Below are 14,360 nucleotides of genomic sequence, written 5' to 3'. Positions count from 1 at the left end.
CGCACCCTAACGAGCCGGGCCGACAACGAACAGCCGGTCCCCGGGCATGAAAGACCCCTCGCGCACCCGGTAGAGCCTGCTTACCCTTGCTGCCTTCCGGCCCTGGGGGAGTTGGGCAAGATGCCGCCGCGCGAGGGGCTGCCCCCATCGTAGGGGTAGCGGCCGATTTCATCCCACCCGGCCTCGACGGGTACGCTGCTCGGCGGAGGATTCGCATAGTGGCCTAGTGCGCACGCTTGGAAAGCGTGTTGGGTTAACGCCCTCAGGGGTTCGAATCCCCTATCCTCCGCCAGCCTCACCAGCACGAACGCCGGTCCCCACCACACAGTGAGGACCGGCGTTCGTGCCTCCGGCGCCGTCTCGTGCTCGGACCGCGGCCGATGTCGCGGAGTTGCCACGAGGTGTCTCGCGCTCCTATAGCCTGACAGTTCGTACGTGGTCGCCCGACGTACTTCGGCCCCGACCCCGCTTCGACGCAGGCCCCTCGAGGCCGCTGGCAGGAGGAGCTCGGGATGGATGACGACAAGCGCGCAGATCTGGCGGCCGAGGCGTTCGTGTACGGCTTTGCTCTGGCATTCGATCTGGATGAGGTCGATCGGTTCGTTCGCAACGGAGTGGGCAGCGTTCCGCCGAGTCCCTTCAACACGTTCGGCCACGCCACGAGGTTGGCCGGTCCCGATGACGAGTTCGTCTCGATCAACAACGACACGCTCTACTCGATAGCTCAGGTCGATCTGAGCGGCGGACCAGTACGACTCGACGTGCCCGATGCACGCGGGCTCTACTACGTACTGCAGTTCATTGACGCGTGGACGAACAACTTCGCCTACGTGGGTCACCGTGCAACCGGCACGTCAGCAGGGTCGTTCGTGCTCTTGCCGCCGAACGCCGACAACGACGAGTTCACCGACGCGCAGGTGATCCGTTTCCCGACCGACCTGGCGACGATCGCGGGCCGGTGGGCCGTCGACGGCGACGACGACCTACCCGCGGTTCAGGCGTTGCAGGCGGAGCTGACTCTCACACCGTTGGGCGATGGACCGACCCGAGGGCTGCCCGAGCCGGCGGCATCGGTTCCCGACGATCTTGCCTTCTTCGAACGGCTACGCGTACGGATGCAGGCTTTCCCACCGGCCGAACGTGACATCAAGTACCACCAGCGGTTCGAACCGCTGGGGCTGCTGGCGCCCGAGTCACCGTACGTCGACCCCGATCCCACGCTGCGGGCCGCGCTGCAGGCCGGACTCGAACGCGGTCAGGCCGGCATGGAACAGGCGCTCAAGCACAACCGCAGCCCGCGCCACAACGGGTGGAGCCTCACGTACCACCTGTTCGACTACAACCTGGACTTCTTCGAGATCGGAGCGCTCGACGAACCTGCCTGGCGGCTCGACATCGAACCCCGCGATCGCTACCTCGAGCGAGCCCTCGCCGCCCGCGGCGGATTGTGGGGAAACCACGGCTACGAAGCTGCCTACGCAATGGTCTACGTCGACGGCGACGGCGACCAGCTCGACGGCGCACACAGCTATGAGTTGCGGTTCGAGCAGCCGCCGCCGGTCGGCGCGTTCTGGTCGGTGACGATGTACGACGCGACTGACTTCTACCTTGTCGCGAACCCGATCAACCGCTACTCGGTCGGTGACCGCACACCCGGCCTGCACTTGGATCCCGACGGGTCGATGACGATCCGGATGCAGTCACACGAACCCACCGATCCGGCCGCCCGCGCGAACTGGCTCCCCACCCCCGCCGGAGCCTTCCGACCCATCCTGCGCATGTACGAGCCCGACGAAGCCGTGTTCGACGGCCGCTACGAGCTACCGCCCATCACCAAGGCCGGCTAGCGGGCCGACCGGGCAGCGGTCCCAACGTGAGTGCCGCCGAGCGAACGTCAGTTCTGGCGGGCGTACGTCAGGAACGCCGCACCACCCGGCAGCACCGTGCTGTCGGCCAGCTTCCAGGCCGCGGGATCGAACGACGCCTGCGCGCCGAACAGGCCGATGCCGGTGCCGGTCGTGATCGGGCTCAGCTTGATGATCAGCTCGTCGATCTCCGGATAGAGCGCGCCCGCGATCGTGCCGCCGCCGATGAGCCAGATGTCCTTACCTGCTTGCTGTTTGAGCTCGCGTACACACTCGATCGGATCACTCGCCACGAGCTCGACGGCAGGCGCCGGCACGCTCGACAACGTGCGCGAGAAAACCAGATGGCGCAGGTGCGGGTACGCGTCGGGTACGCCGGCGTCGATCCCGATCTCGTACGACGCGCGCCCCTCGATCACCGTGTCGAAGTGGGTCGCCTCGTCGGTGATTCCCAGCGCCGACCGAGCAGGCCCCGGCAGCGTCTCCGGGTAGTTCGCGACCATGTGCTTCAGGTAGTCCTCACCGAACGTCCAGAACCCCCCGGGTCCGGTCGGGTCGCCACCTTCGGGACCGGCGACGAATCCGTCGATCGTGCTGGCGACGTAGTACGTGAGCTTGCGCATTGATGCCCTCTCGGTTGACCGGCGAGACGACATCGTCGCATCGAAGGGGTACGCAAGCGTGCAACGGGTCAGACCAGCGCGTGCCTCGCTCCGGTGCGCGCGACGGCCCACCGTCGACGTACGTCGTCGTGCTTGCGTGCGACGACCTCGAGGCGCTCGAGCCTGCGTACCTCGCGCTCGACCACGGAGCGTTCGGGGCGCTGGCCGCGCAGCATCGCGATCACCGAATGTGCGCCGAGGCTGGTGATGCCGAGTGCACGTGAGATGGACCGCACGGGATCGTCGGAGACGCACAGCGCTTCCTGCGCCGCGCCCCAGTTGTCCAATGCCACAAGCCGGGCGCGATGAAACTCGATCACGCTACCGAGACTCGACTTGTGCTCCAGGACTGACATTTGCTTCACCTAGACCTTCGTCCGTTGAGATCACGGCTGTCGGCAGTGATACCAAACTAAACGACAACGGTGTCACGAGGTTACGCAGCGTAGGCGGTACCGTCAGGTGTGCCCGTATCGCCGTTGCCGTTGCGCAATGGGCTTGCTGCGACCCGCGTACGCCTGCCCCGCACGCCGGCGCTTCCGACGGTCGGTGCGTACCTGATCGCCCGGTTCCCCGAGGCGGAAGAACGCCTGCGGGAGATGTTCGCGGCCGGCGAGGTGTACGACGCGAGCGGTCGACCGCTCGCGATCACGGCAGAGTACGCGCCCGGCGCTTCGGTCTTCCTGTACCGCGATCCTCCGGCGGAGCCGCCGGTCCCGTTCCGGATCGAGATCATCCACCGCGACGAGAACCTCCTCGTCGTCGACAAGCCGCACTTCTTGGCCACGATGCCGCGTGGTCGCCACGTCATGGAGACCGCGCTCGTACGCCTGCGCCGCGCGCTCGCGCTGCCCGAGCTCTCCCCCGCGCATCGCCTGGACCGGATGACAGCGGGAGTCTTGATGTTCACCGTCCGGGCCGGCGTACGCCGCGCGTACCACGAGCTTTTCGCGGAGCGTGCCGTTGAGAAGGTGTACGAGGCGGTGGCCCCGGTCGACCAGTCGCTTCGCCTGCCACGCACCGTACGTACCCGAATCGTCAAGCGACGTGGAGTTCTGCGCGCCGAGACGATCCCCGGGGAGCCGAACAGCGAGACGTACGTCGAGTTGCTCGACACACGCGACCACCTCGGCCGCTATCGGCTCCGGCCGCGAACCGGCCGTACGCACCAGCTGCGAGCTCACCTGGACACGCTCGGCATCCCGATCGTCGGCGACAATTACTATCCGCAGATTCGCGAGCTCTCCGACGACGACTTCAGCGAGCCGCTGCAACTCGTGGCGCGCTCGGTCGCGTTCACGGATCCGATCGACGGACACTCCCGGCGCTTCGTGAGCGACCGCCGACTCGAGGCATGGACGCCGCCGCTCGGTCCGACCTAGAAGTGCTCCTCAACCAGCTCGGCGGCGAGGGAGTCGATTCGATCGAGCCGGCGTTCGGCCGCGCGCGACCGACCGGCCTCGGAGGGCTGCCGGGTTACCCCGACGATGAGCTGGCCGGGGTCGGAGGCCCGGCCGAGTGCAATGGCGGTGAACCGGCTGTACTCGCTCACCCGGTCGACCGACGCGCGATGCCCCGCCACCCGCTCATCGCCCACCTCAGAGATCGTGTTGTACAACGATGCCGAGGCCGCCTGCACCCACACCTCGAGACCATGCTCCGGCTCGACGAAGACGCAGCTCTGCGGGCGCGCGAACGTGACGTCGACCGGGCCGACGGCCGGCTCGGCTCCCACCGTTACCGGGATCATCTGGCGGCCGAAGTTCCGGCGAACGGCGTCGATCGCAAGAGCGCAGTTGACGTTGCGGTCCGCCTCGGCATGCCGCACGACTTCGGCAGGCTCATCGGGCAAGTCCGCCTCGACGTACGGCCGACAATCGACCCGCTCGCCGGGATTGAGATCCATACACGCATCGACGGCGGGCACGTCGGACTCGCCGAACTCGTACAGCAACGGCCGCTGTGGTGCGGTGTCGGAGCGTTGAGCGGGTGGGCCGTCGAGCGCCCGCATCGCGATCCGACTCATCCGTTCGACCTGCCGACAGGTCGGAGCGCTGAGCACGACGACTCCGGGGTAGTCGGAGTCCGAGACGGTGGGCCACTGCCGCCACGAGTACTCGCACGGCTTCTTGCCCATGATCTCGACGGCGTGCCCACCGATGGCTGTGTCTTTCTTGCGCGCGGAGTCCGGGTCGTACACGAGCCGCGCCGCGATGCCCGTGTCGATGGGGCCGAAGGAAGCTCCCGTGAGCGCGAGCGAACTCTTGTCCGCTCGATACAGCCGACACTCGTCAATGCCGTCGACGCCGTCGCCCATGCGCACCACGTGCTTGGGAGGTATCTGCCCATCGAGCGTCTGCGCGAGTAGGTCGCACGCCGACCACCGGCCCGGCCCCGGCGCCTTCGGGATCGCTGCGGGCGTACGCAGGATGGGGATCGCCCTCGACACCAGGCGCTTGGCCGAGACGCACGGTTGCGCCGCCCATCCGCCCGCGTACTTGTAGAGATCGACGGTGAACAGGATCGTGTGCTCGAAGCTGACCGGGATCGCCAGCTGACAGAATCCGCCGCCGTCGGCATTCGCGTACACGGCAGAGCCGCCGACATCGATCCGACGCCACGCGTACCGGTCGTCGGCGGCCATCACCTCGCCGAGTCGAACCTCGATCTCCCCGTGGTAGCCGTTTACCGCTTCCACTTCGCAGCTGTGCGGCCCCTCGCGTGATGGCCGAGCGGCAGCCGGGAACGCCGGATGAGATCCACGGGCCGGCCGGACGAGCGCGCACGGGTCGATGCGTCGCAACGCCTCCTCGACCGCCCTTGGGTCACGATCCTTCGGAACCTCGACCTTGGCGTGTTCTACCTTGGGCAACGGCGCGAACGGATCCTTCGCAACGTCCGCCTTCTCACCGCCCGCGAAGCAACCCGACAGCAGTAGCGCCCCTAAGACGACAGCCAGCGCCGACCTCCGATGCATCACCTGACACCCCACCTCGTACGAACCTGCCGCCAAGGCTGGACGCAGGCGCTGTCAGTTCACTGTCGAGCGCCTGTCGCGGCGTACGCTCAGAACTGCTCGGCCATGATGTCGGTCATCGCCTCGTCGAGCTTGTCGAGCGGCTTGTCGTTCACAGGCGAGTCAGAGTACATCCCCGTACTGCGGTCAGGAGTCACGCGCACCTCGCCGTACACGTAGCCGCCGTCGATCGCGATCCAGAGCTGACGCGTACCTTCGCTCGCGGTCTCGAGGTCGTGCGCATCGTGACCGTCGATCTCGGAGCCGGGCTCGTACGGCATCTCGTCGGACGAGACGTCGATCCAGACCTGTCGGCCGTGGGTGGGCTCGGTGAACCCGCACATGTACGCCGGCCCGCCGGCCGCGTCGGTGCCATGGGTGGCCGTGATCGGACTCATCGAGTCGCCGAACTGCTCGCGGACGGCATCGCCCGCCAGGGAACAGCTCACGCCGGGCTCCCTATCCGCGGCCCCGACGACGTCGCTCGCCGCCTCCGGCACCTCGGCATCCACGAACGCCTCGCAGTCCGCGGTCGCGAACTCGGCGAGGTCGACGCAGCCACCCGGTGCGGCGATATCGGACTCGTCGGGGGCGTACAAGACCGGACGCTGCGGGTCAGCCGTCGACGACGGCGTGTCGTCGACCACCTTCGTCACCTGGGCCACGAGGCGCTTCGCCGCCTTGCAGCTGGGCGCACTCGCCTTGAAGCGTGCGACGAGGTTTCCTTCGACGTTCGTCGGCGCATCCCACTCGTTCCAGGCCAGGACGCAGCCGCCCGAGCTGTAGCCGTTCAGCGCCCGCCCACGTACCGTGCCGTAGTCCTTGGTGAACTCGTCGTTCGGTGGTGTGGAGTACCCGATCTCGAGATAGCTCTCCGGTGCGACCGGCTCGAACTGCAGGTCGGTCGTGTCGGTCTGGTCGGGCGCTTCCCAGACGCCGCACTTGTCCATACCGAACAGGAAGTCCTGGCCCGACCGGAACTCCCGTTTATTCTTCAGGTCGACCGCTCGGCGCAGAATGTCGCAGGCACCCGCGCGATCGGGGCCGGCGACCTGCTCGAGCGTGTCGGGCTGGTCGAGACGCTCCGCCGCAAGCGCCGCGAAGCGCTTCGCGGGGCCACAGGCATCGGCGCCCACGCCGCCGCTGCTCCCGGTGAACTCGATCGCATGCGTGAAGCTCACCGGCAGCGCCACTCGACAGAACGTGGTGTTGGTCGGGGAGCTCTCCAGGTACGCCTTTGCGCCGCCGAGATTCAGGAGATCGCGGGTGAACCGATCCTCCGCCGCGAGCTCGATGCCCAGCACCGCGCGTACCTCGTCGTAGTCCGGACTCTCGACCTCACACACGTGCGGGCCGTCCGGGTCGAGCTCGGATGACTTCGGGAATCCCTTGACGCCTGCCCCGGCCGGGTCGATCAGGGCACAGGGGTCGATCCGGCCCAGTGCCGCGTCGACTGCGTCCTCGTCGCGATCCTTCGGGGTTTCGACACCGCTCTGGTACGCGACGGTCGGGTCCGGGTCGTACGACTCGTCAGCGTCGCCGCCAGAACACGCCGCGACCAGAATCAATGCGGCGCATGCCGCCAGCAGGGGCGGCCTGGCACGAGACATCGGGAACCTCCACAAGACGACGGCAGCGGCGACGCTAGGGTGAGATGGCGCTCCCTCCCGGGTGGTTCCGTCCGTTCCGGGCGCGAGTTGCCTACACTACGAGACGATGATCTTCAAACGAGTCGGCGACGGACAGCCGTACCCGGTCCATGGACTGAGCCAGAGCGAATGGGCGAAGCTACCGCCGCAACAGGTGCGGCTGGACGATCTCGTGACGATCAAGGACTCGCTCGACCTGAACACGCTGCTCGCACAGGACTCCACCTACTTCGGTGACCTGTTCGCCCATGTCGTACGTTGGCGGGGCGAGCTCTACCTCGAAGACGGGCTCCACCGGGCGCTGCGCGCGGCACTGCAGCAGCGGCTCGTGCTCCATGCACGGGTCTTCTCGATCAAGGACGGCAAGACATGAGTCACACCCGGGGAGCAGTCACCCTGGTCGTACTCGGCGTCTTGTTCGTCGTCGGGATCGTGGCGGGCTTCCGGCTCGTCACCTCGCCGATCCCCGAGCTCGAGCTGCAGAACGACGAGTCCGAGGCGACCTGCAAGAAGGTCACCCTCGAACCCGGCAGCAAGCTGTCGCGCGGGCAGGTCACCGTCGACGTCTACAACGCCGGCTCCGTTTCGGGCCTCGCGAGCCAGACGCAGCGCCGGCTGAGCCGGTACGACTACCAGCGCGGCGTCATCGGCAACGCCGACGACATCGGCATCAAGGCACGCAATGTCACGATCGTGACAGAGCAGCCCGACGGTGCCATGGCCCGCCTGCTGAAGGATCAGTTCAACGGCAAGGTACGCGTCGTGAAGGACGACGTCGCGACCTCGACGAGCATCGCGATCGTCGTCGGCGACAAGTTCGTCGGCCTTGATCGCGAGTCGCGCTCGAGTGTCCCGGTCGACGAGAAGCTCGAGATCTGCGTCCCGATCGAGCCGACGCCCGGCGACACCTGAGTCGTCGTCAGCCGTCGCGGCGCCAGCCGGCCAGCCGGCCGTGGCGGGCGATCGCCCGAAGGCGCGCTTCGACGCGCTCGCGTTCGCGCCGGGGCACGACGACGAGCAGGTCGTCGCGCGGCCGGATCCGCATCGTGCGATCGGGTGACACCGTCTCTCCGCTCCGGACGACCAGCGCGACGCTCGCACCGCCGGGCAGCCGAAGCTCGCCGACCTCGACCCCGACCATGCGCGAACTCTTCGGCACGTGGATCTGCAGCATGTCTGCCGACACCCGCTCGAGCGGCGCCGCATCGATGTCGACGTCGCGCGCCTCGTCGGCCGAACTCACACCGAGCCGGCGTGCGGACCACCCAAGCGTCGGCCCCTGCAGGAACGTGAACATGATGACGAACAGGAACACGATGTCGAAGATGTCGTTGGCACCGTCGACGCCGTGTGCCAACGGAATCGTGGCGAGAACGATCGGCACGGCACCACGTACGCCGGCCCAGCCGAGGAACGCCTGCTCGTTCCACGGCACCCGCAGCCACACCCCGCAGGCGACCACCGACAGAGGCCGGGCCAGGAACGTGAGGACCGATCCGACGACGATTGCCGCGGCGGCATGCCACCACTCGAGGCGCGCAGGTGTGGCGAGCAGCCCGAGCATGACGAACAACCCGATCTGGGCGAGCCAGCCGACGCCTTCGGCGAACGATCGTGCCGCACGCCGGTGCGGCAGCTCCGTGTTGCCGAGCACCAGCGCCGCGATGTAGACCGCCGCGAACCCGCTCGCATGCAACGCGGCGGCGCTCCCGTACGCGAGCACCGCGAATGCGAGTACGGCGAGCGGGTAGAGCCCGGCCGAGGGGAGCGCCGCGCCGCGGAGTAGCCAGGCACCGATCTTGGCGATCAGGAAGCCGACCAACGCACCGGCAACCAGCTCGAAGACGATCAACAGCAGCAGGACCAGCGGTGAGTGTTCGGTCGCCATGCCCGAGCTGACCGCGACGACGACGAGCACCGTCGGCGCATCGTTGAGTCCGGACTCGGCCTCGAGCGTGCCGAGTACGGACGACTTCAGCGGTACGTTGCGCAGCACCGAGAAGACGGCGGCGGCATCGGTCGGCGATGTGACGGCGCCGATCAGGACGGATGTCTGCCAGCTCAGGTCGAGCAGATAGTGCGCGGCCAGCGCGACGACCGCGACGCTCACCACGACGCCGACCGTCGCGAGCAGTAGGCCGAGTACGATGCTCGGCCGGATCTGTTCCCACTTCGTAGAAAGTCCGCCCTCGGCGAGGATCAGCACGAGCGCGGCGAAGCCGAGCGCGTGGGCGAGGTCGGCATCGGAGAACTCGATGCCCACGACGCCGTCTCCGAGTACGAGCCCGATGCCGAGGTACATCAGCAGCGTCGGGAGTCCGAGGCGTACCGAGAGCCGAACGGCGAGAATCGCTCCGAGCAGGACTACGGGCACGACGAGTAGGACGACGTCCAACTCGCCTATATCCACGCACTTCCTTTCGCGCTACGCCTCATCACCTTAATGCCTTGCTCCAACGACCCATCGGGCGCGCCACCCATTGATACGACTCGATCGCCTTGCCGTGCGGCACTGCTCAGTGACCTGACCGGCGCTCCATGAACACGGTGTCGCGCCACTCGCCGTTCAGCTCGGCGATCCGCTCGCGTACGCCGACGGTTCGAAAGCCCGCCGAGTGGTGCAGGCCGACGCTCGCCCGGTTCTCCGGGAAGATCGACGTCTGCAGCGTCCAGAGTCCGTCGGAGTCGGCCGCCATGACCTGCTTGCGGACCAGGGCCTTGCCGACGCCGCGACCACGCCAACCGTCGCCGACGTAGACCGACGACTCGCCGACACCGGCGTAGCACTTGCGTTGCGAAACCGGCGCGACTGCGGCCCACCCGGCGACCTGGCCGTCGACCTCGGCGACCCAACGGTGCCCGTCGAGCCATTTGCGATCCAACGCTGCCGTCGCCGGCACGTCGGTCTCGAAGGTCGCCTGCCCGGTCTCGATGCCTTCCGCGTAGATCCGGCGTACGTCCGTCCAGTCGCGCTCCGCGAGTGCCCGCACGCCTACGCCCGGCACCTCGTCCGGGCAGCACGGCAACCGCTGCACCGAGCCCATCACGACGTCGGCGGCATGGGGCAGCCCCGTGCAGCAGGCGGTGTTGACCGACACGACCGTCGTCGTACCGTGCTTGTCGACGAGCACGAATCCGACATCGGCGAGCCGGCGTACGTGGTGCGACGCGGTCGACTGGGAGATGCCGAGCGCGCTCGCGAGGGCGCCGACCGTCGTCGAACCGCTGGGCTCCGAGGCGATCGTGTGCAGCATCCGCACCCGGGTGGGATCACCGATGCAGGCGAACCAGTCGGCGTAGGTACGCGCATCGTCGACGGACATGGCAGTGGTCTGGCTTGTGGTCACGAGGCGAGTATATCGACGTGGATCGATGGTTGCATAGATCGACGCCCGTCGATAGAGTCCCTTTATCGACGAACACCGATGTAAGGAGCATCCCATGTCCGACCTTCCCGTCGCGGTGATCGGGGCCGGCCCGACCGGGCTGGCCGCGGCCGCCCACCTGCGCACCCGAGGCCGCGCCGCGGTCGTACTCGAGGCAGGCCCGAGCGCCGGCACGGCGGTCCGCGACTGGGCGCACGTCCGGCTCTTCTCGCCATGGCGCGAGCTGATCGACCCGTCGGCCGCCGCGTTGCTCGACGCATCCGGTTGGCAGACCCCGGACGGCGACCGCTATCCCACCGGAGGCGACTGGGTCGACGGCTACCTCCAACCGCTCGCCGACGCTCTCGACCCGGTCGTACACTACGGCGCCCGGGTCACCGGCGTAGCGCGGAGCGGGCGCGACCGCCTCGTCGACTCCGGACGCGACGGCGCCTCGTTCGTCGTGCACGTGAACGGACGCGACGGCGAGGAACGAATCGAGGCGAGCGCCGTACTCGACGCTTCGGGCACGTGGTCGCGGCCGAACCCACTCGGCGGTGATGGCCTGCCGGCGCTCGGCGAGTCCGCCGCGCGGGTGACGTATCGCGTACCCGACCTGCGCGACCCGTCGACGCGCGATCGGTATGCCGGCAAGCACATCGCGGTCGCCGGCACGGGCGCGTCGGCCATGACCGCGCTCGTCGCGCTCGGCGAGCTGGCCGATGAGGCACCCGGCACCCGGGTCAGCTGGCTCGTCCGCCGCGGCAGCGCCACCAATGCATTCGGCGGCGGCGACAACGACCAGCTGGTCGAGCGTGGCGCGCTCGGGCGACGCGCACAGCAGGCCGTCAACGCCGGCCACGTGCGTACGTCCACCGGGTTCCGCGCGAGGGCACTGGTCCCGCACGGCGAGCAGGTCGACATCGAGTCGTTCGACGGGCAGCGGGTCGAGCGCGTCGACGAGATCGTCGCCGTCACGGGCATGCGGCCAGACCTGTCGTACCTGTCCGAGATCCGGCTCGATCTCGACCCGGTGCTCCACTCGCCCAAGGCACTCGCGCCCTTGATCGACCCCAACATCCACTCCTGCGGCACGGTCTACCCGCACGGTGCGAAGGAGCTGGCGCAACCCGATGCCGGCTTCTACCTGGTGGGCATGAAGAGCTACGGCAGAGCACCCTCGTTCCTCGCGATGACCGGGTACGAGCAGGTGCGCTCCGTCGTCGCGGAGATCGCGGGCGATCACGAGGCGGCCGAACGCGTCGAGCTGACCCTCCCGGACACAGGCGTCTGCGGCGGCGCCGGCCTGTTCGACGAGGACGAGTCGGCGGCGTCGGGCGGCTGCTGCGGCACCGCGACCGACGAGGTGCTGACCATCGGGGGCACCATACGAGGGTGAGCGATACGGAGTCGGCGACGCACACGGGCGCCCTCGAGCCCGGTGCGTTGCGCCGGGTCGTCGCAGTTCTGTGCGTCACCCAGATCACCGGCTTCGGAGTGCTGTACTACGCGTTCCCGGTGCTCGCGACGGAGATCGCAAGCGACACCGGCTGGTCGACCATCGCCGTGACCGCCGCGTTCTCGGCGGGCCAGGTCACCTCCGGGGTCGTCGGCATCGTCGTCGGCCGGCACATCGACCGATTCGGACCGCGGGCGATCATGACGGCCGGGTCGGTGCTCGCCGTTCCGGCCGTCCTGGTGATCGCCTGGTCGCCGACGTACGCAGCATTCGTGATCGGCTGGATCATCGCGGGCATGGCGATGTCGGCGGTTCTCTACCCGCCGGCGTTCGCGGCGCTCACCCATTGGGGTGGCAGCCGGCGCGTACAGGCGCTCACGGCGCTGACGCTCGTGGCCGGGCTGGCGAGCACGGTCTTCGCACCGCTCACCGCCTTCACCACCTCGCACCTCGAGTGGCGTACGACGTACGTCGTCCTCATCGTCGGGTTCGCGGCCGTGACGATCCCGGCACACTGGTACGGGCTACGCCGGCCATGGCGCCGCGAGCAGACCGGCGACACCCAGCCACGAGGCGGACGATCCCGGATCGGGGCAACCGTGCGCTCGCCGACCTTCATCATCCTCGCGGTTGCGATGAGCATGACCGCGTTCAGCGTGTACGCGGTCGTGATCAACCTGGTGCCGCTGTTCATCGAGCACGGTTACAGCGCCGGCCAAGGCGCGATCGCCCTCGGCCTCGGAGGAATCGGTCAGGTGTGCGGCCGGCTCGGGTACGCGCGCTTCGCGGCCGTCACGAGCTACACCGTACGAGGCGCGATCATCATCGGCGTCGTCGCCGCGAGCACCGGCACGCTCGCGGCCGTCTCCGGGCCGCTCGCCGCCCTCGTCGCCGCCTCGGTCGCGGTCGGCGTCGGCCGCGGGACGTACACACTCGTGCAGGCGACGGCCATCAGTGACCGCTGGGGCACTGCGAACTTCGGCTCCCTGAACGGGATCCTGACCGCACCGATGCTGATCGCCTCCGCGATCGCCCCGTTCGCCGGCGCCGCACTCGCCGAGCTGACCGGTAGCCAGGCGCGGTCGTTCGTCGTACTCGCCGCGGTCGCGGCCGTCGCCGCCGGGTTGTTCCTGGCTACGACTCCGCGTTCTCCTAGTCCGGAAGCAGCGGCACCTCGAGCGGATCGCGCCGACCCAGCTGGACCGCACGATTGAGCGCCGACGTACCGAACCGTCGGCGTACGGCGTCGACCGCGCCGTCGAGCTCACGGGGTGGAACCCGCTCGAGCGGCAGCTCCAGCTGTGGCGGCCCGTTGGCGAGCCCGGAGACGGCGACGCCGAGCAGGGTGATGCCGCTGCACTCGATGATGTGTCGGGCCAGGTGGAGCAGCGACCGTGCCGCCGCTACAACGACGTCCGTACGGTCGGTTGGCGCCGGCATCGTGTGCGACCGCGTCGCACGCGTGTAGTCGTCGAAGCGCAGGCGGAGCGTGACAGTACGCGCCGTGCGCTCGCCCTTGCGGAGGCGACGGCACACGCGGTCGACCAGGGCGAGCAGGACGGCGTCGAGATCGTCGGCGGTCGGTTCCGATCGGCCCAGGCTGTGTTGGGCACCGACCGATCCGCGTCGGTGCCCCACCTCCACCTGACGGGGGTCGCGGTTGTGCGAGACGGCATGCAGGTGTCGCCCGGCACCGCGACCGACGAGTCGGGCCAAGACGTCCTCGTCGAGCGCCGCGAGGTCGGCGACCGTGCGGACGCCGCGCGACCGCAGCCGGGCGGACGTGACCCGGCCGACTCCCCAGAGCCGCTCTATCGGCAGCGGATACAGGAAGTCGAGCTCGCCGCCGGAGGGCACGACAAGCAGCCCGTCGGGTTTGGAGACGGCGCTCGCCACCTTGGCCAGGAACTTCGTACCCGCAACGCCAACGGAGATCGGCAGCCCGACCTCGCGGCGTACGTCGCGGCGCAGGTTGTGCGCGATGTGCTCGGGCGACCCCCGCAGCCGGCGCAACCCCCCGACGTCGAGGAACGCCTCGTCGATCGAGAGGCCCTCGACCAACGGGCTGGTGTTCTCGAAGACGTCGAACACGGCGCGACTCGCCTCGACGTACGCCGACATCCGCGGCCCGACCACGATCGCGTCCGGGCAGAGGCGCAGTGCCTGGCGGCCGCCCATCGCCGTCTGCACCCCGCGCGCCTTCGCCTCGTAGCTCGCGGCGAGGACCACGCCACCGCCGACGATGACCGGCCTGCCACGCAGGGCCGGATCGTCGCGCTGCTCGACCGATGCGTAGAAGGCGTCGAGGTCGGCATGCAGGATCGCATCCTCGCTCACGAACACA

The 14,360-nt window shown here is 68.7% G+C and carries 13 protein-coding genes, 1 tRNA gene and 1 other RNA gene; 7 read left to right on the top strand and 8 right to left on the bottom strand.

What is annotated here, in order from left to right; translation table 11 throughout:
• Positions 1–46 precede the first annotated feature (46 nt).
• Positions 47–143, bottom strand: an RNA gene (ffs, locus tag L0C25_RS11765) — signal recognition particle sRNA small type.
• 61 nt (positions 144–204) lie between these two features.
• Here ffs and L0C25_RS11760 point away from each other — a divergent pair.
• Together L0C25_RS11760 and L0C25_RS11755 are read left to right on the top strand one after the other, a co-directional pair.
• Positions 205–292 (top strand) — tRNA-Ser (locus L0C25_RS11760).
• 220 nt (positions 293–512) lie between these two features.
• The gene (locus L0C25_RS11755; RefSeq protein ID WP_271636677.1) at positions 513–1,847 is read left to right on the top strand and encodes a DUF1254 domain-containing protein; all 1,335 of its coding nucleotides are present in this window, start codon (positions 513–515) and stop codon (positions 1,845–1,847) included.
• A gap of 47 nt (positions 1,848–1,894) precedes the next feature.
• On the opposite strand, the gene L0C25_RS11750 is transcribed toward L0C25_RS11755, so the two are convergent.
• Together L0C25_RS11750 and L0C25_RS11745 are read right to left on the bottom strand one after the other, a co-directional pair.
• Positions 1,895–2,488: a dihydrofolate reductase family protein gene (locus L0C25_RS11750; RefSeq protein ID WP_271636676.1), complete on the bottom strand. Its 594-nt coding sequence runs from the start codon at positions 2,486–2,488 to the stop codon at positions 1,895–1,897.
• A 68-nt stretch (positions 2,489–2,556) separates the two neighbouring features.
• Positions 2,557–2,883 (bottom strand): hypothetical protein, encoded by a 327-nt coding sequence (locus L0C25_RS11745; RefSeq protein ID WP_271636675.1) that lies wholly within the window; start codon positions 2,881–2,883, stop codon positions 2,557–2,559.
• 108 nt (positions 2,884–2,991) lie between these two features.
• On the opposite strand from L0C25_RS11745, the gene L0C25_RS11740 reads away from it, so the two are divergent.
• Complete coding sequence (locus L0C25_RS11740) at positions 2,992–3,909, top strand: pseudouridine synthase (RefSeq protein WP_271636674.1); 918 nt, start codon at positions 2,992–2,994, stop codon at positions 3,907–3,909.
• On the opposite strand, the gene L0C25_RS11735 is transcribed toward L0C25_RS11740, so the two are convergent.
• Positions 3,906–5,507: a hypothetical protein gene (locus tag L0C25_RS11735; protein WP_271636673.1), complete on the bottom strand. Its 1,602-nt coding sequence runs from the start codon at positions 5,505–5,507 to the stop codon at positions 3,906–3,908. The genes L0C25_RS11740 and L0C25_RS11735 overlap by 4 nt on opposite strands.
• Before the next feature lie 86 nt (positions 5,508–5,593).
• Positions 5,594–7,153, bottom strand: a complete 1,560-nt coding sequence (locus L0C25_RS11730) for a hypothetical protein (RefSeq protein ID WP_271636672.1) — start codon at positions 7,151–7,153, stop codon at positions 5,594–5,596.
• A 106-nt stretch (positions 7,154–7,259) separates the two neighbouring features.
• On the opposite strand from L0C25_RS11730, the gene L0C25_RS11725 reads away from it, so the two are divergent.
• Positions 7,260–7,565 (top strand): type II toxin-antitoxin system VapB family antitoxin, encoded by a 306-nt coding sequence (locus tag L0C25_RS11725; protein ID WP_271636671.1) that lies wholly within the window; start codon positions 7,260–7,262, stop codon positions 7,563–7,565.
• On the top strand, positions 7,562–8,104 hold the full coding sequence (locus L0C25_RS11720) for a LytR C-terminal domain-containing protein (RefSeq protein WP_271636670.1): 543 nt from the start codon (positions 7,562–7,564) through the stop codon (positions 8,102–8,104). Before L0C25_RS11725 ends, L0C25_RS11720 begins: the two co-directional genes overlap by 4 nt.
• A gap of 7 nt (positions 8,105–8,111) precedes the next feature.
• Here the strand turns inward: L0C25_RS11720 and L0C25_RS11715 are convergent, their stop codons facing one another.
• Both L0C25_RS11715 and L0C25_RS11710 read right to left on the bottom strand, forming a co-directional pair.
• Positions 8,112–9,602 (bottom strand): potassium/proton antiporter, encoded by a 1,491-nt coding sequence (locus L0C25_RS11715; protein WP_271636669.1) that lies wholly within the window; start codon positions 9,600–9,602, stop codon positions 8,112–8,114.
• A gap of 106 nt (positions 9,603–9,708) precedes the next feature.
• The gene (locus tag L0C25_RS11710; RefSeq protein ID WP_271636668.1) at positions 9,709–10,539 is read right to left on the bottom strand and encodes a helix-turn-helix domain-containing GNAT family N-acetyltransferase; all 831 of its coding nucleotides are present in this window, start codon (positions 10,537–10,539) and stop codon (positions 9,709–9,711) included.
• A gap of 94 nt (positions 10,540–10,633) precedes the next feature.
• Here L0C25_RS11710 and L0C25_RS11705 point away from each other — a divergent pair, with 94 nt between their 5' ends.
• Together L0C25_RS11705 and L0C25_RS11700 are read left to right on the top strand one after the other, a co-directional pair.
• A complete protein-coding gene (locus L0C25_RS11705) occupies positions 10,634–11,956 on the top strand; it encodes an NAD(P)-binding domain-containing protein (RefSeq protein ID WP_271636667.1) in 1,323 nt (440 codons plus the stop codon).
• On the top strand, positions 11,953–13,230 hold the full coding sequence (locus L0C25_RS11700) for an MFS transporter (RefSeq protein WP_271636666.1): 1,278 nt from the start codon (positions 11,953–11,955) through the stop codon (positions 13,228–13,230). Before L0C25_RS11705 ends, L0C25_RS11700 begins: the two co-directional genes overlap by 4 nt.
• Here L0C25_RS11700 and dinB read toward each other — a convergent pair.
• Positions 13,169–14,353, bottom strand: coding sequence for a DNA polymerase IV (gene dinB, locus L0C25_RS11695; protein WP_271636665.1), 1,185 nt, complete (start codon positions 14,351–14,353; stop codon positions 13,169–13,171). The two genes, L0C25_RS11700 and dinB, sit on opposite strands and share 62 nt — an antisense overlap.
• Positions 14,354–14,360 lie beyond the last annotated feature (7 nt).

The sequence above is a fragment of the Solicola gregarius genome, from assembly GCF_025790165.1.
GTDB classification, from domain to species: Bacteria; Actinomycetota; Actinomycetes; order Propionibacteriales; family Nocardioidaceae; genus Solicola; species Solicola gregarius.
Note: the sequence above shows the minus strand (reverse complement) of the source record. Positions and strands in the feature narration are given on the sequence as shown.